A 20471-nucleotide genomic window follows, 5' to 3' on the forward strand; every position below is an offset into this window, starting at 1 on the left:
AGCAACTACCGGTTAGTGAATTTTCTATTAAAATACACTTTTGATTTCCACATTTTCAGGAAGCTTAAACGGGTTTTCCTGATTTATATGATCGTAAAACATAATACCATTTAAATGATCGATTTCATGTTGAGCAACAATAGCCCCAAAACCGCTTAATTTTATCGTAACTTCCTTACCTGTTATATCTATTGCTTTCACTTTTATCCTTTCATATCTTGGAACATATCCAGGTACATCTCTGTCTACTGAGAGACATCCTTCCCCGTTTGTAATATAAATCATTGAAATGGAATGGCTGATTATCTTCGGATTGATAAGACCATATTCATGAAGATTGCCTTTTTCATCATGAAAATAAGCAGCAAACATCCTTTTATTTAGGCCGATCTGATTAGCGGATAAACCAACACCGGATCTCAATTTATATTTTGCGGCTAATTCTGGATCTTGGCTATTTTTCAGAAATTGCAGCATACATTTTAATGTTTCCAATTCCTCATTTGTCGGTGGGAGAGTAACTTCTTCTGTCTGCTGACGTAAAATGGGATCGCCTTCCCGTACAATATCCTTCATCGTTATGATATAAGACTCATTAAATTTACTCATAAATAAACAATTCATCTACCTTTACATGTAAGTTCTGGGCTATTTTGAAAGCTAAATCCAATGTCGGATCATATTTATCATTTTCCACACAATTTATGGTCTGCCTTACGACACCACAATTATATGCTAAGGTTTCTTGTGTTAAACCAAGTTTCCTTCTAAATTCTTTTATTTTATTTTTCATAGCCTTCACCATCAAAAAGATTTATATAAATTAAAGTACCATTTATTCGTTAAAATGTCCAACCTATTAGACATATTATTTAAAAATCAACTAAATGATTCACAAAAAATAGACTTCGGTAAGTCCGAAGTCTATTTTTTTATCGGTACATTGTCCACCTGCCAATATCCTTAAATCCTAATCTTTTATAAATTCTCCCGGCTTCAGGATTATCGTAAAATAAACATAAGGACTTTCCTTCCTCTAAAACATCTGCCATCAATTTTTCCATTACCTGGCTAGCATACCCTTTTTTTCGATGTTTTTCAGATGTACAAACACCAACTATCATCGCGGATATGGAATTCTCAGCAGTTGTGGAAACTGAAGCCACCATTTCACCATTTACTTCAATAAAATAGGTTCGCGCTTTTCCAATTTCCATCGCCTTTACCATCATTTCTTTTCCATGAGGATTTGGAACAAATTCTTGTATTCCCGCCCGTAATTCTAAAATTCTATCAATATCATCGATTCCCGCTTTCTTTACGGCAAACAGTTCACTGCTTTCTCCATTAAATTGTTCTTTAGTGCACTCACAAAAATAGGTCACTTGCTTTCTGCCAAGATTCCCTTCGATAGCATCTTCCAACTTTTCCACAATCTTTTCGATTCCTGACAGTTTGAATTCCGGATCTTTTTTAATGATATCAACAAACCCAAGAACATCGAAATCTTCTTTTCCATAAGGGATAAAAGTGTGATAATAGCGTAATAATACACCTCTTAAATTACCGGTCAGTGTAAAATCTCCCCACAATTCTTGAAAATCACTATCATATCCAAATGATTCAATATCCCCAATGATAAAGAGATTTAAAGATGGTTCATCCATCAAGAACTCCATTACTTGAACGTTATCTGAAGCTGTCAATTTCCTAATCATTAATAACCCTCCAAATTAGTTTATAGAATATATTAAACAATCTATATCGATATATCAATCGAAATTTTCTAATTCAAAGGGTAAATCGTCCAATTTAAACCTCTGCGCGATACGTTTTTCCTAACTGATTCCCCAATCCAAAGTAGTGACGGAAATTATAAATTAACGGATTCCACTTTTCAGGATCGATATGATGATCTCCGATTACCAACTCTTCTAGTACATGTACTTTTAATGCCTTCGTTTCAATGATCCCAAAGAAAGGGTCATATTCCGGGATTCTAATATTTTTTACTTCTGCTTCTATTTGGATTGGGCATTCATTTATTCTGGAAGGCTTCACTTTATGGGATGCTTGCTCCGTTAGCTCACCAGCATGAAATTTATCCTTTTTATAGGAAAATCCCAGTTTTTGCTTTCCTTCCGGAACCGGGTTCTTACCTGTAAAAGGAGCTATAGCTTCCACTTGTCTCCAAAGTGAATAGTCAGGGATGTTTAACACACATTCTTTATGCCTTTGAAGATTCTCCATTGCCTTTCCGCCTTGACCAATCCCTAAAATGATATTGTCTCCTAATGCCCATGAAGACGAAATAGGGCTGATATTTGTTGATCCATCTTCATTTAATGTATTAAGTAATATAACAGGTGTCCCATAATATAAGATTTTGGGTGTAATAGAAATATGGTTTACTCTTGTTTTGGTTGGATTCATTTTCTTCATCTCCTCTTTCTTTCTGCAATATCATTGTAAAATAGGAATATTTCCATTATCATCGAAATATGAAATCCTTTTAAAGGAGATGAGGTATTTGAGTACCAGTCCAAATATTGCAAAGGTTGCCTCTCTAGTAAGTGAGTCTTCAAGGGCCGCGATTTTGACGACTTTACTGGATGATCGCTTTCATACGGCTAGTGAACTCGCTTATCAAGCGGGAATCAAGCAACAAACGGCAAGCTTTCATTTAGCAAAATTAGCCGAATTAAATATGGTTACTATAGAAAATCAGGGCCGCCATCGTTATTATCGCCTGGCAAATTCCGAAATTGCCCAAATTCTTGAGTCACTACTTGCACTCTCACCGCCTGTAGAAATTAAATCCTTAAAACAATCAACGGAAATGAAGGCATTAAAAAATGCCAGAACTTGTTATGATCATCTTGCCGGGAAATTGGGAGTAGAACTTACAAAAGGCTTGCTCCATAAAGGATATCTCACGGAATGTGACAAAGAGTTTATCGTTACTGAAAACGGAAAGCAATTTTTCTCCGATTTTCAAATTAATATTGAACAAATAAAAAGAAAAAAGCGGAAATTTTCATTGAAATGCATTGATTGGAGTGAACGTCACTATCATTTAGGCGGAGCGCTTGGAAATGCTATACTTGAAAGATTGCTTGAATTAAATTGGATCAAGCGTCATCCAAAGTCACGAGCCATTATTGTTACGCAAAATGGTGTAAAAGAAATAAAAAATATTTTTCCATCTATGAATATATAAAAAAAGTATCCCATAAGTGATGTTCCTTATGGGATATCTTTATTTACCGATTTCTTCGCTTCTTGGCATCCATCAATCTCTGTAAACGCTCTTCGTTGGATGGACTGTCCTGTGTTTCTTTGGTATTATTTCTATCCTTTATTTGAGGGGGCGAAACTGATATTTCTTTTTGCTTCTCCATCATCGGTCTCGTACTTCGGTCTTTCGTTCGTATCAGCTGATTAACATGAGTAGAAGCTTCTTTCTCCTTATGTGGCCGTTCTTTTTTCTTCGGAAACAAGGATAAGAATTTTTGTAATCCAAACCTGCGGATTGCAATTTCTAAGAAGAATAAAAGAAATGCAATGAGCAACAATCTATCACCAAAGGGCTGTTTTTTAAAGGAAGCTTTATGTATGGGTGCAAAAGCTTCACTTTCTTTCGTCAGTTTCTTGCCTTTTGTAATGGAGGAAATCTCTTTTAAAAATGGTTTGTTGATACCTTTTTGTAAATACTCATCAGAATAAGGAACTGTAAACCCTGTTTGATACAGTTTCGTGCTGCCGTCCTCCGTTTGTTGCTTCAAACGTAAAAAATACATCCCCGCCTTATCTTCCATATTCAATTCGTACTCACCGGGTGCAGTCATCTTTGTTTGGACTTTCATTTCCTTCCCCTCTTGTGAAACAACGGCTGCTTCCAGCGGTAAAAGATCAAGCTTATCTGATTTCAGTGTAATCTTTGCATCTCCGTTTTCTTTTTTGAGATTGATTTCATATGGAACGTTCTCATAAGATGGGAATGTTTTTGTTACTAGTTGACTCCAGAAATTCGACCATCCTTCCCATCTTGCAAAGTCGCCTGCCCACTTCCCGGAAGTATCTGATGTAAAGGCAGCCGTTTGTCCTAATCCATATTGCCACTGCGCTAAGATCGGGTCGTCCTTCTTACTCAAGATGGAAACTTGTGCGGTAGATTTGGGTGTTACCGCGATATATGCATTCATTTTAGGCACACCATTCTCAAACAACTTCACCCATTCAGGATAAGGTTGAACTTTCGGATAAAACGGGTTGTCTTCAATATAAGTACGTGTTGCCATTACTGTTTCTCTTGATAAAATACTTGGAATGACCGTCGAATCGGTTACGTAGTAAAATCTCCCTGCTCCGTATTTTGAAATATCCTCAAGTAAATTTCGATCCGCATCCTGGCCTAGTGCTACCGTTGAAATCGTAATATTATCCTTCTTCCCTTCTTCTACTAAAGTTTGATAACTGGAATTAGTGGAAGATTGCCCGTCTGTTAATAAAATAATATGTTTACGCTGCAGCTTCAAAGGTTTTAATCTTTCATAAGCAAGCTGTAAAGATGTATAAATCTCAGTACCTCCACCTGCCTCTACAGAGCGAATTTTATTCATAACATTTTTTTTATTTTTGATTGGTGCTGTCTTGACAATTTCCCAAGGCCGATCATCAAACGCGATAAATCCAATTGTATCCTCATCGCGAAGTAATTCAACGGATCTTGCTGCCGCTTCTTTTGCTAAGGCCAGCTTTTGACCGCCCATGCTTCCGGAACGGTCCAGTACGATGACTAATCCTAAAGAAGGTAATTTTTTCTTTCCTTTTATATCCATATCTACAGGAAGGATCTTTTCAATGGGTGTTTTAAAGTAACCTCCTAATCCAAAGCTATTTTCTCCACCGGTCATAATAAAGCCCGTTCCAAAATCTTTCACCGCTTTTTCTATCAATTCCATCTTTTGTTCTCCAATGGTTGTTGCAGGTACGTTGTTAAAGATAATAGACTGATATGGCAAATAGCCTGTCATCACTGTGGGCATTTTCTCTGGTATCGTTGTCTCCACTTGTACATTTGCTGATTGCAAGAGTTTTGCCAAAGCGGAATCATTTTCATCCTGCACGATCAAAACCTTCGGAGTGCCGGAAACATTAGATACTGCATAAAGCTCATTATTTTCAAGATATGTATCATCAGAAGTCGTAACCTCTGCTTTATAAACATACATACCTGTTTCCTTAACGATGTGAGAGAAGGTAAAAAGATTTTCTCCTTCCTTTACAGTAACTTTTTTCTTTAATATTTCATGATTATTTAAGGAGATTCGGATGGTTGCCTCCTTCTGTGTGTCGCTAACCATTTTAACCTTTAATTCTGCCTTTTCTCCTTTATACATCGAGGTAGGAACATTGAACTCGGTTAATGCTATATCCTCGCCATGTTTTCCTTGCATTGGTACATAGGAAATAACCGTATGTTGTCCTGTTAATTGTCTCGCTGCTTCCAATGCATTCCCGGCTGTTTCATTTCCATCTGAAAATAGAACAATTCTCCCTTTTTGATTTTCTGGGATAAGCGATGCAGCTAACTGAATACCCTCTTCTAGATTTGTTTCTCCTTCATCGATATCCGCCGATAACTGTTGAATTGGTGTTTCCTTTCTATTCAGGGGTTGCTCCATTGCAGCGTTTTTTCCAATTGTAATGATTGAATAGGAGTCGTCCTTGTGCTTGGATTGGATACTTCCCCCTATCCATGCTACTGCTTTATCTTCCGTACCCTGCATACTGGCTGAGCGATCCACTAAAAAAATTACATTTTCCCCTTTAACAGGAAGGAGCATTTGGGGGACCGTCAATGCGAAGATTATTAGCAAAAAGATAATTGCTCGCAAAATAGTAATCCAGTTTTTCTCCCATTTATTTTGGATGTGGCTTTTTCTATAAAAGAGATAAAGCATAAATCCGACTGGAAGGATCAGTAAGAAAAGAATAGGATACTTAACGTCTAATACCACGGCGATAAACCTCCCATTCTATCAATAAAATTAGAAATGCAGCTACTGCAAACCAATACCATGTATCGCTTATAGTCTGAACATGATTTTGTTTCGAAGCTTTCAATTTTTCCTGATTTATCTCAAATGATGATGAGACCTCGATTGATTGCTCTGAATCATCTAAAACTACAGTTAAATACTTGCTTTTATTATCAGATATTATTTGATATAGTCCCGGCTTACTTGGTGCAGTAAAGCTTTCCTTTTGAAGCTGGTAGGACCGAATAAAATCTCCATTTGCATCGAACACTTTCCACGATTGCGATTTCGAATCTGCACTAACCCATTTTCTTTCACCGGGTTGAAAAAACCCTTGAAAATCATGTTGTTCTGACAACCAATGAAAGGATTGATATAAAAAGATTGGGAAACCAGGCTGTAATGGCCAATCAGAATTTTCTATTTGAAAATTAATGGCTATAGCGCGTTCTCCGTTTAATTCACCTTTCTCAATTAATGGTATTTCACCGCTTCTAGCAATTATCTCCATTGTTTTTGGCGGGTTTATTTCAGCAGCTGATTTGATGTAGGTTTTTGCAAAATCAACATACTGGAATAACGGATCATTTTTCGTCTCGATACTTTTTTGCAAATTCACATGTTTCTCTTTATATGGATTGACTACAAATAAAGGCAAGGAAGTATGCCATTTTTCCATTGGCAGTTTTTCCGTTAAAATAACACCATCCTTCGCTTCCTTATCCCAATTCTTTTCGGAAAGTTGAATTACATTCACCCCAACCGTTTCAAAGCCTTTAATAATAAAAGGATTCACATCTCCAATCGCATACATATTGTTATAGGAACGGCTAAAAACGGTTGTCCTTTCATTATCAATTTCATAATCATCATTTGCGGTTATCGTAGCTGTATAGTAATCCTTTTTAGGGAGAGATGGAATCTGAACGATTTGTTGTGAATGTGCTTTAATATCTACTTCTTTGTCAAATAACTCTTCCTTTTCAAATCGTACCTTTAAATGAAAACTTTGCTTTTTACCGCTTTGATTTTCTATTATCGCTATTCCCATTACTTTACCGTTTCGTTCCGCAACACCAAAGGATTGGAGCGACACATTGAATCCAATATGCCCGATGTTATGAACCTGAATCGGAATGGATTTTTTCATATTTGGTATATCTTGCTTTTTAACGTTGTCAGAAAAAATATGTATCGTTGTATTGTTATTTTTAGAAAGCGATTCAGCGAGGCGCAACGCTTTCTCTATATTGCTAGTTTGATAGGAAAGACGGATCTTATTCACTCTTGACTTCGTTACCGATTTAGATGTTTCCTTTTTCAGACTGACAATCGGATCCTTTCCTGCAGTAATGATTGTTACATCTTGACCGTTTAATTTGTCCACCATAGCATTTATTTCCTGTTTTGCCTGTTCGAATCGTGTTATTCCTTTATCAGTAGCAGACATTGATGCTGAAGTATCAACAATAAAGATAAAATGATCCCCTTCTATCGCTTTTACTAACCAATAAGGCTTTGCCAACGCAAGCATTAAACAAAACAATATTACTAACTGCAGCAGTAAAAGAAGGTTTTTCTGTAACTTATCGATCCATGGAGATGCCTGCCATTCATTCATTACTTGCTCCCAAAAAAGATTGGAAGGAATGACTTTATTTTGATATTGTTTACGAAATAAATAGAATACAATTACAGCCACTATAAATATACTTAACAAAAGATAGATTGGATTCATTAACCCCATTGTTTTCACCTCATTTAATCCAACCTCTGTGATTACAATCTTTCCACATAATTTCATCAATAGTCTTCGCATCTGTTGTATAAAGATATTGAAAACCTAATCGCTTGCATAAGCTCTCTAGATTTTCATTATGCTCTCTGAGCTTTTTCCTGTACTCTTCGATAAGTTTACCTGTCATACTTATATTTACTTCTTTTGCAGTTTCACTATCAATCAGTTTCAAATCGCCAATATAATTTGGTTGTTCTTCCTCATGACTAAGCAATTGGATAAACCATACATCTCCCTTAACTGCCGCTAACTTTTTGAATATCTTTTCATACTGCTCTATCGGTTCCAATCCGTCTGTTATTAAAATACAAAACTCGCGATCACGCAAAAATTGTTTTTGAATACATTCTGTAAAGGGCTCAGGTTTGGAATCTGCTTGTAGATGAATGATTTCATAGAGAACTGTTTTAGCATGTACGGCTCCTTTTCTGCTAATCAACTTGCCATCTTTAGATGCAACAGGAAGAAACGAAAGCTTATCCTCACTCGTTAAAGTTAGATAAGAGAAGGCAGCTGCTACCTGTTTCGCCCTTTCCCACTTACTGTCAATAGAGATAACAGACGAAGTGCAATCCAAATAAATGGCTGTTTTGATTTCTTGTTCATCCAAAAAACGTTTAATATAATGCTTCTGCGTTCTCCCGAATATATTCCAATCAATTTGCCGAAGATCATCTCCCGGTTGATAGGCGCGAAAATCAGAAAACTCTAAGGATGAACCGAATTTTGGGGATTTTCTTACTCCCTTATGCATTCCTCGCTTCCTAGTCTTCACCGTTATCGTTGCCTTTCTGAGCTTTGTAAGTAGATCTGAAGAGAGCATGGTCATTTTACACCCACCGATTTTTGGATAGCATTGAGGCAATCATCGATGAGCTGATCAGGAATTACCCCACTAGCCTCTCCCTCGAAATTAAGAAGGATGCGATGACGAAGGACAGGTGCAGCAACATGCTTAATATCTCCAATGGATACATGATATCTCCCTTGAAAAAGGGCACGAGTTTTTGCCATTTGAATTAAGCTTTGCATCCCCCTTGGACCGCTTCCGAATTGAACATATTTTCGGATAGATTCCGGGGCATCCGCTGAATCCGGATGTGTAGCAGAAACAAGGGAGACAGCCAATTCAAGAATTTCTTCAGAAACGATCATTTCCCGTGCTAATAACTGGATTTTTAATACATCCTCCTGTGACATTATCTTTTTCAATGTTCTTGACTCCAAACCCGTCGTCCTTTTAACGATTTCCTTTAATTCTTCCTTCGTTGGATAATGCACATTGATTTTACTAATAAATCGGTCCATTTGGGCTTCCGGAAGCGGATAAGTCCCTTCCATATCGATAGGATTTTGCGTTGCCAAGACAAAAAATGGTGCCTCCAATTTCTTTGTATCCCCTAACACCGTAATCGTTTTCTCCGCCATTGCCTCTAATAATGCACTTTGTGTTTTCGGTGTAGCACGGTTAATTTCATCCGCTAGAACGATATTGGAGAATATTGGTCCATGATGAAACACAAATTGCTGCTTACCGGATTCATCAGGCTGAATAATCATCGTGCCGGTAATATCAGATGGCATTAAATCCGGTGTAAATTGAATACGTGAAAAAGATAAATCCATTACCTCAGCAATGGTTCTAATTAACATTGTCTTTCCAAGGCCTGGTAACCCTTCTAAGAGAGCATGACCTCCAGAAACAATTGTCCATAAGACCTGGTCAATCGTTTCCTCTTGGCCAACAATAAATGATTGAATTTCCGCTTTTGTATCGTGCAAAAGCCCCGTTATATATTGAAACAGCTCTTCCTTTGCCTGTAACATATTCCGCAACACTCCTTTAGTCGGGATTTAAATTTGAAAAGTACTGCTTTACTAATTCCTCTAATTCAGTTGGCAATTGAACCCGCTCCGTGCTTTCGCGAAATGCCTGTTCATACTTCCCATATGCTTCTTCGTATGGACGGACATTACCTTTTAGGACCGGTCCATTACTCGAATATTGATGCTGACTTCCTTTGCCAAGTTTTCCCGAATCCTTCTCGATATTTGTTGTCCCGTTTATTTTTTCGGGAATGGTCAGGAATTTTCTTGTGCCCTGGCCTTGACCAGCGCCACTTCCAATTCCATTGCCGCCTCCTTTTCCTGAGCCACCTTGCCCATTCCCGTTTCCTGAGCCTTTTCCTTGCCCTCCGGTCTGGCCGCCGGACCCTTTTCCATTACTAGTTCCCTTGCCATTAGTTTGACCACCATTCGACTGATTTCCTGATGAAGTATTTCCTTGGTTGTTTTGTGAAGTGGGTTGATTACCAGGTGCGAAGGCAATTTGTTTCGAATCAAGCAAGCCCTGCTTCATCATTTCCTGTTGCATTTCAAGTGCCGATTCCTGTAAGGAGTCTTGGGCAAGCTGCAAATTTTGCTGTTCTTCTGCTATTTTCAGAGCATTTATTAATTGCTTTTCCAGTTTGGCAAGTTCTTCTTTGGTCAAAGATGATGTATTATTTGTAAATCGCTTTAAAGCTTGTTTTTGTTTTTTTGTTAATTGGTCCAAGTTTGATTTTAATTGTTTCATTTGCTGTTCCACTTTTTTTTGATCATTTTGGGAAATTGCTTTGGCCAGTTGGTTCAAACCCGCATTCTTTAACTGATTTTGAAAATTTTGCAGCTCTTGCTTTTGATTCTCTGCCTTTAATTGCTTCAATTCAAGCTGATTGTTTTGCTTTACCAGTTTATTAAGAGCTTCCTTGGCAGTTTTGGACGATTTCAAATCCTTTTTTATTTCTTGCAGAGTTTTCTTCACTTCTTTGTTTTTAGCATTGTCTGCAAACTTTTTGAGCTTCTTTTCTGCTTTTTTTATTGTTTCTATTTCCTTCTCTTTTTGTTTGGCAGCCTGCATCGTTGCATTAGGAATAAAAAAGAAGACTGCAGAACATGACCACAACAGGAAAGCAATGGTTAGCCATTTTGAAAAAATCCATTTTTTCTTTCTTGTTAAAACAGTTGCTTCAGCTGCCTTCATATGTTTGATAGCATCATTCCTTTGAAGCTGATATATTTCTTCATCACGGTTTAGAAAGGAAAGGGAAGTCCCTGCTCGGTCATCTCCAATAAAATAATCGTAAATATGTGCTGCATCACGGATAGTTGGTTTATGTCTATAAAAATAAAGGAAACCGAGTACAAAAATAAGGATGATACTAACGAACCAATATATTCCTAAATAAGGAATCACTACAATTCTTGCACCGATAAGCATGATAAAGGAGAATGCTCCTGCTGCCATGAACAGGAGCTGTAAATGCTTTGCAGCATGTAAAAGCCATAATTGGCGCATTACCGATTTTATCAGATTCATGAACCTGCTTTTTGTCTCCATGTCATCACCTAATTTTCGGATTCATATTTGGCCTAAGCTTTCGGATACTGACAAAAATTAATACAATAATCATTACCGAATAAAACACAATATAGCTAATCCATAGAGACGTATGAACTCCAGATAATCGAATAATCTGTTCCTTAATGTCCGGCATTAGCATACTTGCTAAAACAATAGGCGGATTTAACATTGCTAATACATAACATGCAACATTATCCGTTAACTGTTGAGATTGCGAAAAATTCACTGCAATCAAAAATAGGAATGCTGTACCACCAGCAAAGAAAAGGGTTACACCATATGTCGTAATGATGGAAATAATGGTACGTCTAATTAAAGTTGAAAAGAAAACGCCAATACTCGCAAATACTAGAATCGTAAAGATATAAAGTCCCATGATGGACAAAAGTATACCCGGTGAGACTCCTCCAAACAGAAATACAATACTATATACCGGTAAACTCGCAATAATCAAAAGCAATAAGTAAGAGACGGAAGAAAATAATTTGCTTAATATAATACTTGTCGAGCTTTGCGTTGTAGTGAGCAAAATATTTAATGTTTGTCTTTCTCTTTCACCGCTAATAATGCCAGCTGAAAGACCCGGTGTAATAAACAAGATTAATGCTAATTGAATGAAAGAAAGCATGATAAACATTTGTTTACTTTCCTCGGGACGAAAGAATCCGGAACTGCTGAAATTTGTCATCAAATAAATAAATCCTACAACAATAATCCCTATTGCCAATAGATATGCAAGCAGGCCTAAAAATGTTTTTAAGGAGCGAAACCTAAGCTTTATTTCTTTATTTAAAACTGGATTAATGAAAAATTGTCTCATGATCGTTCGACTCCTTTCGTTATTTCCATAAAGACATCCTCCAGATTGGTTTCAAATTCCTTGAAACTTACAATCGGAATATCTTGTAATATTGCTTGTTTTAATAGAATTACCTGTAACTTTTCATCACCTTTATATATAAATTGGAAGGTGTCTTCCTCATTCAATCTTTCTATTTGCACCACTTTTTCTTGATCCTCAAAATAGCGAATTGCATTCTCCCTGTCCCCAAGAACTTTTACCATTATTAATTTTTCTGCTTGCAATTGTCTTTGGATCTCTGCAACTGTTCCATGGGCAACAAGTTTTCCGCCATCAATAACCCCTATCTCATCACACATTTCGGCTAACTCAGGGAGTATATGTGAAGAGATTAAAATAGTTTTTCCCATCGTTTTTAGTTCTTTTAAGATTTCACGCATTTCCACACGTGCTCGCGGATCAAGTCCTGAAGCAGGTTCATCCAAGATAAGCACCTCAGGGTCATGAATTAATGACCTCGCCAAACAAAGCCTTTGTTTCATTCCACGAGAAAGAACATCTACATAAGAATCCTTTTTATGCGATAGATTTACCAGTTCCAAGAGCTGCGGAATCAATTTTTTCCTTGCATCTGCGTCCATACCGTAGCTTGCACCATAAAAATCGAGATACTCATCTGCTCTTAAATGATCATATACTCCGAAAAAATCAGGCATATACCCAATTTGCTTTCTAACTTGCTTCGGCTCCTTTGAAATATTAAATCCGTTAACAAAAGCTGTTCCGGATGTTGGAGATAATAATGTAGCCAATATGGAAAAGGTAGTCGATTTTCCGGCGCCATTTTGCCCCACAAAACCAAAGACCGTGCCTTTTTCAATTTTAAGATTAAGAGAATCCAGTGCAGTAAAGGTTCCGTATCTTTTCGTTAAATCGATGATTTCAATCATGGACGAACATCCCCTTTCAATGTTAATTGCGGGAGGTTCACGTCCGGATGCTCATTGCCGTTTTTCTCCAGCTTCACTTTTATCTTGTTATCCAAAACAAACCTCTGCGGATGGTCTTTTAATTCCACCACTCTATTTTTTGGAGTTAATTTAACATATTTTTTTGCCTTGAAATCAAAAACACTATAAGTAGTATAAGCATTTGCTTCTAACACAAATTTGATTTCGTTGACATTTGTTTTACCAGGATTCAGTTGCTGTGGAATTTGGTAATTCAGCTCGTATTCACCGTCATCAAGAACAATATAGTTCTTTTTCCCTGTATTTCGGTCCATAATATTTCCTTTTAAAACCTTAATATTCATGGCAAGCTGATCCGAATCTAAAGTAAATGGCCCACGCAGAGCTGTATTCACTTTAAACGGCTGATAAATTAGCGATAGCTTTTCCTTTTTTTCCTTTTTATCTACAATATTTGTTTTGATTACTTCATCTTTCGTAATACCAACAATAACCGGATTATTTATTTGACTATTATTTAATTTTCCAGCTAGCATCTTTAGAGCCTCTTCTTTCATAGGTTGGATATTACTAGCCTGCAAACGGTTAATGTTTTGTTGATAGAACATACCATCCACATATTGCATGGCTGATAAAAACGGTACATTAACCTCCTTAGTAACATTTAAGGTTTCCCCTTTTTTTACAGCCCCCAAATCATATGTATTGGTACCTGACCACACATATAAGTCTTCAAAGCTATATGGAAACTCGTTTTTTATTGTTCCGGTTAACTTTCCGTCCTGTAAATCTAAATTAGCTCGGAAACCGCCAACTCCATCCTTTTGAGCGAATCCGAAAAAGGAGCGGGTTGACCAAAACTCGACATTGGGGAAGGTTAGTTCTTGATTCATTTGTTTACTTTCAATGGTAGCTTGCTTATACATTTGAGGTGAATTAACGACTGAATTTCGATAAAAAGGAATCGCGTTCAATTCCTGATTTGGGTAAACAATTTTATAATCCCCACCGGTGTTCGACATAAGGGTTGCTGCATACAAACCATATAAACTTCCATCACCATTAGCCTTATATGCTCCTATTTCATTCATATGTGGAGCTGCAATACGATCTTTTGCACCGGCAGCAAAGATACCCGTTGAAAAAAGAAGCGAAAGCGCAGGGATAAGCCACCATGCATGTTCTCTCTTATCTATTTTACGGAGGACAAAATACAAAATTGGTACAACGATGATAAAATAGCAAACTAGAATCAGTATTAATATCCCAATTGAAAAGTATGAGGAAGGAAATAAGTCATTTACATCTCCTATTTGATACATAATATTGCTATAGAAATTATCGTCTTTAAACATTTCTCTCAGAGCAGTATTATCCGCTTTATCTAGTAATGTACTAAACCATTCATCGTAACCATTCCATGATGAAAGCGGGGCATCACCAAGTGAAAATGCTGTTTGCCAGATACTTCCGTTTCCTAACGATTTTTGTGCAACCACGGGATGCGATTCTGAATAAGCGGTTGCGACTGCATCCTTTTGGACATTTCCAGTAAAAATGGAAAGACTATTGAAAGAAGGTTTTTCGCTCCCTTTTAAAAAGGATAGGTCGTGAACGGTTATTTCATCATTTATATCTAAAGGCATACTAGATTGTATGCTTCCGAATGCCTGATTGCCATTTGGGTTTGCACCTGCAATCAATACCCCGCCATTTTTTATCCAGCCTAGTAAAGCATCTTGCTGTTTATTATCTAATGTACTTATTGCAAACTCATCTACCACGATAAAGTTAAAAAACTCGAGTCCTGTGGAATCATTCGGGAAATTATCTTTCGATAGAGTAAAGCTTTGGGAACTTCCATTATTCAACTGCAAAACTTTTAATTCTTTTAATCTATCAGTATTCTCACTTAATAAACCAATTGTAGTAGAATCAGAAGATAGGATTCTAGGGATGCTAAATGCCTCTGTTGATACCTTTACTTCATGGCCATCCTGCCAATCGCCATTAAATAAATGAATAAATGCTGTATTGTTGTTCGAAAACCCCACCTCATCAGAAAAACCTGGGATGGAAACAGAGTAACTTTTTGTTGAGCCTGCGGGGATATGTACATGCAAAATCTTGGAACCGCCAGCATTATAGGCAGGGGCAAAATTAATAAGGAGATCTCCACTAAAGTCTTCTCCTTTATTCTCAAGCTTTATATGTACCGGTACTCCTCTTCCCGTTTTCACTGTTCGATCGTAGCCAATATTTGCTTTGACTTGGATACTCTCTTTTGCCAAAACTGGTGAAGACGCAAAAGTGAGAGAAATAACAAATAATATGAAAAAAATTGACCTCTTTAATTTTTTTGTCATCATAAACCTCCATATTCTCTTCCATTTCCAATATTGAGCATTAATATTTGGTATTCCCCCTTTTTCTTTATAAGATATTCATACTAAATCATTAACGAAATTTCCTGCCCATCCCCTACAGAATTTTCTAAAAAAATATTCACTTTACTATTTTACAATACATTTCCAAAAATTAAATATTTTACATAAAAAAAAAAAACACCACGCCTAATTAGTGTGGTGTAACTTATTTTTATTACATTTGAAAAATGTATTCCGATACGACCTTAATGGCAATTTCGATTGCTTTTTCATCTGGATTTAGCATGGCATGATGCAGTCCGTAAGGAGAATCAACACCTAACCAAAACATAAATCCCGGAATTTCCTTAAGCATATACCCAAAATCTTCTCCTGTCATTGCTTCTTTACAAATAAATACGTTTATATTTTCTTTTGCTTCTAGGAATTTAATAAAATCTCGGGTTGGTGCTTCGTGATTATATACCTGATGGTACATGGACCCATAATCGATTTCAGCTTCACACTCAAAACTTGCACTAATACCATTTACAACAGCTTCAATACGCTGCTTAACCTTTTGCATCGCTTCAGGCGATAACGTCCGAATTGTTCCCTCAAGCCTGGCTGTTTCGGCGATAATATTTTGCACTGTGCCGCCCGTTATCTTTCCGATCGTAATAACTGCACTATCCAGTGGATCTACATTTCTTGAAATGATCGATTGCAGCTGAGTAACCAAATACGATGACGCCACTACCATATCCCTCGTTTCGTGAGGATATGCAGCATGACCGCCTTTTCCTTTTAAATCAATAAATAATTCAGATGTATTTGCGAATAACAAACCTTCCCGAATCGCAATTGTTCCAACCGGATATTCAGGAGCAATGTGAAGGGCAAAAATAATATCCGGCTTCCATTCCTTCATTATATCTGTTTCTAGCATTGGCAAAGCTCCGCCAGGTCCCTCTTCAGCAGGTTGAAAAATAAATAAAACATCATCTTGAACAGGATGATTAACAACATTGGTTAAGACACCTAATGCTATACTCATGTGAAAATCATGACCGCAAGCATGCATTCTGCCTTCATGCTCAGATTTAAAGGACAAGCCCGTTTGCTCCACAATTGGCAATCCATCAATATCCGTACGATAACCGATTAATTTTTTCGGTGAAGTACCATAGACTTTTACAAATAATCCAGTTTTCCACTTTTTTATCTCCATACGCTCTTGAGGCAGTGTTTCTAAATAGTGTAATAAATATGCTTGTGTTTTAAATTCCTGAAATCCTAGTTCAGGTATTTGATGTAACTCGCGCCGTATTTGTACAAAAGGATTTACTTTCTCCATCGTTAATGAACCCCTTTTTGAAAAAGCCTGGCTGCATGCGCCAGGCTTAAAAAAATTATAGTTTTCTTAGTTCTTGTTTAATTTCAATTTTAGATTTTGTTTTTTCATCAATTTCTTTAATCACTTTTGCAGGAACACCTGCAACAACAGTGTTTGGTGGAACATCATTAACTACAATAGCACCTGCAGCAACAACGGATCCTTTGCCTACTGTTACACCTTCCAGAATGACAGCATTCGCGCCAACTAATACATCATCTTCGATAATAACCGGTTTAGCAGAAGGCGGCTCAATAACGCCTGCTAAAACAGCACCTGCACCAATGTGACAGTTTTTCCCTACTGTGGCACGACCACCAAGTACTGCATTTAAATCAATCATGGTACCCTCACCGATAACTGCACCAATATTAATTACTGCCCCCATCATAATAACTGCATTATTGCCAATTTCAACTTGGTCACGAATGACAGCACCTGGTTCAATGCGCGCGTTGATCCCTTTAAGATCTAATAATGGAATGGCAGAATTACGTCGATCATTTTCAATGACATAATCTTCAATTTGATCTTTATATGTATGGAGGACCTCGGAAATTTCAGACCATTCTCCAAAAACGACACCTGTATTGCCGTTAAGGAAGGTTTGAACACTGTCACCAAAAGAGATCCCTTCTAAATTTCCTTTTACATATACCTTAACAGGTGTTGATTTTTTGCTGTTTGAAATAAACGAAATAATTTCGTTCGCATCCATCATTTTCATTTATGTATTCCCCTTTCATGAATTTCATTTACTATTTCTCACATTACTTTAACAGACTAAATCGCAGTGTACAAGTATATTCATCTAGAATGTATGCGGCTGAGTAGCTAAAAAATCGTTCACCACTTCAATGAATGCTTGTACTTGTTTTAATTCGAAGGCTGATTCGTAGCCAAGCAGCCATGTGTCACGTTTTAGTCTTTGATCATGACCGCCTTTTAAAGGGATTTTTTTCATATCTTTCGCCGACTCGTTCAGGGTAATGGCAGGTAAGATTGCATACCCAATCCCATTAAAAGTCATCTGCTTGCACGTCTCGATTTGATCTACCACAATCGTATTTTTTGGAGTTGTCTGAAACTCACGATGCCACCAATCTTGAATTTCCTGGTAATAATTTGAATCGCTTTTAAATTGAATAAATGGTCGTTCCGTTTTTAAGACATCTTCAATTTTCTCAATTTCTTTATCGACAAGATACAAGGTATCTTCAAATAAATGAATTTTTGGTCCTTTCCAATCTGTCGAGCCACGCAAGATTCCTATATGTACCTCATCCTCATATAAGGATTTGAGAATTTCACTGCTCCAGCCAGTAATAAGGGATATTTTTGCTAATGGATATTGATCTACAAAGCTCTTTAATACTTTAGGAAGCCAATTTTGTCCGACTATAGATGCACAAGCTATTTTCAATGTTCCATGTACTTTTGAGTCCAAGGACTGCAATTCCTCTCGAACTTTTTCTTCCTTTTCCAGCACTTCATTAGCTAGTCGGATCACCAGTTCACCCGAAGGCGTTAATGTTAGCCCTTTTTGCGTGCGAATAAATAGCTTTGTTCCCCACTGTTTTTCGATATTTTGTAATCGCTGGGAAAGAGCAGGCTGGGAAACAAATAGTCGTTCCGCTGCCTTTCTCATGTTCATTTCTTGAGCCAGTACCGCTAATAATTGGAATTCAGTTGTGGACATTTTCAAACCTCATAAGTTTTTCTTATATTGTATCTTAATGATGAAGGAAATTCATTATAAAAAACTTTTATTTACAAATAATAAAAGCCCCCAATAAGGGAACTTCTAAAAATGATTGAGCTTGTGTATATGATGGTTCAATTCTTTTAGCAATGTTCGACGGGTAAAGATACCGGCAAAGAAACCTTCTTCATCCTCTACGCATAAAAACGGGTGATCAACTAATAAACCTAGTGCTTTTTCAAACTGATCCTCCAATTTTACTCGAGGAATTTTTTTCGTCATCACATTTTCAACTTTATAATCGCTTAATTTTTCAAATTCAATTCTTTCTAATCCAAGGATGGACTCCGTAATAAGGGAAGAACTTATTAATCCGTGCAATTTAAACCTTGCATCTAATACTGGGATTGCGGAATAACCACTCTTCGTTAATACCAATAATGCATGCTCAAGGCTATTTCCGACTTGAACATGTGCAACTTTTTCAGAAGGGATCATAAAATCACTAATTTTCGGTTCTAAAAATTCGTGGCTTTGTAAGGAAATCATCATAAAACTCCCTTGTTTGTATTTATATATCCTTACATATTCTATCATAGATCATGGAAATGAGAACTAGAAATTCGTGTAGAAAGCATGTTTATTTCGTGTCTATTTTTTTCTTAAATAAGTCTTTAATTTCATTTATTTCTTTTCTGATGTTCATTAATTCAGCTACCACTAAAAGCATGATAAGCGTTTGAATTCCAAGTATGATGTATAGCAACAAATACTTTCTCCTCCATTCATTATAATGTTATCCTAACCCTCATTATAACGTTTTTAAAATAAAAAAAGAGCCAAAAAATAAGGCTCTAGGATGGATTTCTTTCTTCTTGGACTAAATCAAAGATTTCAATGGATGTAATATCAATATCATCAAATTGATATTTATTCGTTTTTTTATCATCACCATACACTTCTAATTCAAACGTCTCCGTAGCTGGAAAGTATTTCACCTGACAAAGAGTTTTTCCATTTACCTCAAAACGTCGTTGTTGAACATCACCTGTTTCATTTCCTTCTTGCATTGCTTTTAATCTTTGTATAATTCCTAACAATTGGGACATACATAAACTCCTTTCAACAATCAAGCTTTATCTGCTCGCTCTCACAATACCTTATTTAGAGGTATTTACATTTACTTTCTTATTTTATCATTCCCGAATGTACATTTCTAACCATCAAAAATCTATATTTCTTTATGATGCATTCTTTTTTTATAAATAGTTATGTAAACAATTTTGCAAGCAATAAAAACATTATAAGAGAATAGTTATCATGATTGCAATGAAAACATTCAAAATAAAAAACCTCATCTGGATGAGGTTCCTTTTAAAACTTTGACATCAGCAGCCAAATTGGTTTAATGTTGATTGGTAAAATGATGGATGTTAATGGATTAAGAAAAGAATTCTTCAGACTTTTTGATCCATGATGTGTTGGATGTTTCATTGTTGCCTTTGGCGATTGAATAATATTCTTTGGGACGTAGTAAAGTATTTCGTCAATTTTCCAAACACCTTTTACTTTCTTTAAGCGTACACCTTGATAATCACTTTTATAAAAGACTGGGCCAGTGTCTTTTTTAGCCATATTCTCAAAAATATACACCCTATTCCCCAACTTCTTCACCTTTGTTTGATCATCATAAGAAAAGAAAGGAATGTAATATAAAGGAAAATCGGAGCCAAACGTTTGATAACCTTTATCCGTTTTCACAAGATTTTCTTTAAGGAAAAGAGAAGTGAAATCTTTAGTAAAGTAAGTATTCAACATGTCTTTAATTTCATTTAAAGAACGTTCTTTTTCGCTAAGTGCAACCTGGGTATGAAAAGCATCTTTTACAAATTGTTTATAATCTGCACTTTTCCCTTCGGCCATAACATGAGACTTAAGTCCAAACAATACACCCACAATCAGAACTGTAGAGATTATTATTTTCATCAA

General features: G+C 36.5%; 20 protein-coding genes. 1 reads left to right on the forward strand and 19 read right to left on the reverse strand.

Annotated features, from left to right (window positions below; all coding sequences use genetic code 11):
- Window positions 1-27: 27 nt before the first annotated feature.
- The 4 genes from def to NSQ59_RS17560 form a co-directional block, all read right to left on the reverse strand.
- The gene (def, locus tag NSQ59_RS17545; RefSeq protein WP_055740582.1) at window positions 28-609 is read right to left on the reverse strand and encodes a peptide deformylase; all 582 of its coding nucleotides are present in this window, start codon (window positions 607-609) and stop codon (window positions 28-30) included.
- Window positions 602-793: a helix-turn-helix transcriptional regulator gene (locus tag NSQ59_RS17550; protein ID WP_055740583.1), complete on the reverse strand. Its 192-nt coding sequence runs from the start codon at window positions 791-793 to the stop codon at window positions 602-604. Before NSQ59_RS17550 ends, def begins: the two co-directional genes overlap by 8 nt.
- 139 nt (window positions 794-932) lie before the next feature.
- Window positions 933-1718 carry a GNAT family N-acetyltransferase gene (locus tag NSQ59_RS17555; protein ID WP_055740584.1) on the reverse strand — a complete coding sequence of 262 codons (786 nt, stop codon included), beginning with the start codon at window positions 1716-1718 and terminating at the stop codon, window positions 933-935.
- A 94-nt stretch (window positions 1719-1812) separates the two neighbouring features.
- Entirely contained in the window at window positions 1813-2442 is a 630-nt protein-coding gene (locus NSQ59_RS17560; RefSeq protein WP_055740585.1) for a flavin reductase family protein, read from the reverse strand.
- A gap of 88 nt (window positions 2443-2530) precedes the next feature.
- Here NSQ59_RS17560 and NSQ59_RS17565 point away from each other — a divergent pair, with 88 nt between their 5' ends.
- Window positions 2531-3220 (forward strand): ArsR/SmtB family transcription factor, encoded by a 690-nt coding sequence (locus NSQ59_RS17565; RefSeq protein WP_055740586.1) that lies wholly within the window; start codon window positions 2531-2533, stop codon window positions 3218-3220.
- Window positions 3221-3263: 43 nt separating this feature from the next.
- Here NSQ59_RS17565 and NSQ59_RS17570 read toward each other — a convergent pair whose 3' ends face one another.
- The 15 genes from NSQ59_RS17570 to NSQ59_RS17640 form a co-directional block, all read right to left on the reverse strand.
- Window positions 3264-6023, reverse strand: coding sequence for a VWA domain-containing protein (locus NSQ59_RS17570; RefSeq protein WP_340832351.1), 2760 nt, complete (start codon window positions 6021-6023; stop codon window positions 3264-3266).
- Window positions 6007-7848, reverse strand: coding sequence for a vWA domain-containing protein (locus NSQ59_RS17575; RefSeq protein WP_055740588.1), 1842 nt, complete (start codon window positions 7846-7848; stop codon window positions 6007-6009). The genes NSQ59_RS17570 and NSQ59_RS17575 overlap by 17 nt, the downstream gene beginning before the upstream one ends.
- Complete coding sequence (locus NSQ59_RS17580; RefSeq protein ID WP_055740589.1) at window positions 7802-8671, reverse strand: DUF58 domain-containing protein; 870 nt, start codon at window positions 8669-8671, stop codon at window positions 7802-7804. Before NSQ59_RS17580 ends, NSQ59_RS17575 begins: the two co-directional genes overlap by 47 nt.
- Window positions 8668-9669 carry an AAA family ATPase gene (locus tag NSQ59_RS17585; protein ID WP_055740590.1) on the reverse strand — a complete coding sequence of 334 codons (1002 nt, stop codon included), beginning with the start codon at window positions 9667-9669 and terminating at the stop codon, window positions 8668-8670. The genes NSQ59_RS17580 and NSQ59_RS17585 overlap by 4 nt, the downstream gene beginning before the upstream one ends.
- A 16-nt stretch (window positions 9670-9685) precedes the next feature.
- A complete protein-coding gene (locus NSQ59_RS17590; RefSeq protein ID WP_340832352.1) occupies window positions 9686-11200 on the reverse strand; it encodes a hypothetical protein in 1515 nt (504 codons plus the stop codon).
- Window positions 11201-11225: 25 nt separating this feature from the next.
- Complete coding sequence (locus NSQ59_RS17595) at window positions 11226-12065, reverse strand: ABC transporter permease (RefSeq protein ID WP_055740592.1); 840 nt, start codon at window positions 12063-12065, stop codon at window positions 11226-11228.
- Window positions 12062-12997, reverse strand: a complete 936-nt coding sequence (locus NSQ59_RS17600; RefSeq protein WP_340832353.1) for an ABC transporter ATP-binding protein — start codon at window positions 12995-12997, stop codon at window positions 12062-12064. The genes NSQ59_RS17595 and NSQ59_RS17600 overlap by 4 nt, the downstream gene beginning before the upstream one ends.
- Entirely contained in the window at window positions 12994-15384 is a 2391-nt protein-coding gene (locus tag NSQ59_RS17605) for a hypothetical protein (protein WP_340832354.1), read from the reverse strand. Before NSQ59_RS17605 ends, NSQ59_RS17600 begins: the two co-directional genes overlap by 4 nt.
- Before the next feature lie 235 nt (window positions 15385-15619).
- Window positions 15620-16741 (reverse strand): N-acetyldiaminopimelate deacetylase, encoded by a 1122-nt coding sequence (locus NSQ59_RS17610; protein WP_055740595.1) that lies wholly within the window; start codon window positions 16739-16741, stop codon window positions 15620-15622.
- A 55-nt stretch (window positions 16742-16796) separates the two neighbouring features.
- Complete coding sequence (dapD, locus tag NSQ59_RS17615; protein WP_055740596.1) at window positions 16797-17507, reverse strand: 2,3,4,5-tetrahydropyridine-2,6-dicarboxylate N-acetyltransferase; 711 nt, start codon at window positions 17505-17507, stop codon at window positions 16797-16799.
- 84 nt (window positions 17508-17591) lie between these two features.
- Entirely contained in the window at window positions 17592-18479 is an 888-nt protein-coding gene (locus NSQ59_RS17620) for a LysR family transcriptional regulator (RefSeq protein WP_055740597.1), read from the reverse strand.
- Window positions 18480-18584: 105 nt separating this feature from the next.
- On the reverse strand, window positions 18585-19031 hold the full coding sequence (gene cbpB / locus NSQ59_RS17625) for a cyclic-di-AMP-binding protein CbpB (RefSeq protein WP_055740598.1): 447 nt from the start codon (window positions 19029-19031) through the stop codon (window positions 18585-18587).
- Window positions 19032-19122: 91 nt separating this feature from the next.
- A complete protein-coding gene (locus tag NSQ59_RS17630; protein ID WP_280513065.1) occupies window positions 19123-19251 on the reverse strand; it encodes a hypothetical protein in 129 nt (42 codons plus the stop codon).
- An 85-nt stretch (window positions 19252-19336) separates the two neighbouring features.
- Window positions 19337-19591, reverse strand: coding sequence for a YkuJ family protein (locus NSQ59_RS17635; RefSeq protein ID WP_055740599.1), 255 nt, complete (start codon window positions 19589-19591; stop codon window positions 19337-19339).
- Window positions 19592-19856: 265 nt separating this feature from the next.
- On the reverse strand, window positions 19857-20468 hold the full coding sequence (locus tag NSQ59_RS17640; protein WP_340833175.1) for a DUF3993 domain-containing protein: 612 nt from the start codon (window positions 20466-20468) through the stop codon (window positions 19857-19859).
- Window positions 20469-20471: the final 3 nt, after the last annotated feature.

The organism is Margalitia sp. FSL K6-0131, from assembly GCF_038008735.1.
In the GTDB taxonomy this organism is placed as follows: Bacteria; Bacillota; Bacilli; order Bacillales; family Bacillaceae_C; genus Margalitia; species Margalitia shackletonii.

Bases quoted from the DNA above. Each gene is read 5' to 3' on its own strand.
- def (WP_055740582.1), bottom strand. From the start codon at position 609: ATGAGTAAATTTAATGAGTCTTATATCATAACGATGAAGGATATTGTA.
- NSQ59_RS17550 (WP_055740583.1), bottom strand. From the start codon at position 793: ATGAAAAATAAAATAAAAGAATTTAGAAGGAAACTTGGTTTAACACAA.
- NSQ59_RS17555 (WP_055740584.1), bottom strand. From the start codon at position 1,718: ATGATTAGGAAATTGACAGCTTCAGATAACGTTCAAGTAATGGAGTTC.
- NSQ59_RS17560 (WP_055740585.1), bottom strand. From the start codon at position 2,442: ATGAAGAAAATGAATCCAACCAAAACAAGAGTAAACCATATTTCTATT.
- NSQ59_RS17575 (WP_055740588.1), bottom strand. From the start codon at position 7,848: ATGAAATTATGTGGAAAGATTGTAATCACAGAGGTTGGATTAAATGAG.
- NSQ59_RS17580 (WP_055740589.1), bottom strand. From the start codon at position 8,671: ATGACCATGCTCTCTTCAGATCTACTTACAAAGCTCAGAAAGGCAACG.
- NSQ59_RS17585 (WP_055740590.1), bottom strand. From the start codon at position 9,669: ATGTTACAGGCAAAGGAAGAGCTGTTTCAATATATAACGGGGCTTTTG.
- NSQ59_RS17590 (WP_340832352.1), bottom strand. From the start codon at position 11,200: ATGAATCTGATAAAATCGGTAATGCGCCAATTATGGCTTTTACATGCT.
- NSQ59_RS17595 (WP_055740592.1), bottom strand. From the start codon at position 12,065: ATGAGACAATTTTTCATTAATCCAGTTTTAAATAAAGAAATAAAGCTT.
- NSQ59_RS17600 (WP_340832353.1), bottom strand. From the start codon at position 12,997: ATGATTGAAATCATCGATTTAACGAAAAGATACGGAACCTTTACTGCA.
- NSQ59_RS17605 (WP_340832354.1), bottom strand. From the start codon at position 15,384: ATGACAAAAAAATTAAAGAGGTCAATTTTTTTCATATTATTTGTTATT.
- NSQ59_RS17610 (WP_055740595.1), bottom strand. From the start codon at position 16,741: ATGGAGAAAGTAAATCCTTTTGTACAAATACGGCGCGAGTTACATCAA.
- dapD (WP_055740596.1), bottom strand. From the start codon at position 17,507: ATGAAAATGATGGATGCGAACGAAATTATTTCGTTTATTTCAAACAGC.
- NSQ59_RS17620 (WP_055740597.1), bottom strand. From the start codon at position 18,479: ATGTCCACAACTGAATTCCAATTATTAGCGGTACTGGCTCAAGAAATG.
- cbpB (WP_055740598.1), bottom strand. From the start codon at position 19,031: ATGATTTCCTTACAAAGCCACGAATTTTTAGAACCGAAAATTAGTGAT.
- NSQ59_RS17635 (WP_055740599.1), bottom strand. From the start codon at position 19,591: ATGTCCCAATTGTTAGGAATTATACAAAGATTAAAAGCAATGCAAGAA.
- NSQ59_RS17640 (WP_340833175.1), bottom strand. From the start codon at position 20,468: ATGAAAATAATAATCTCTACAGTTCTGATTGTGGGTGTATTGTTTGGA.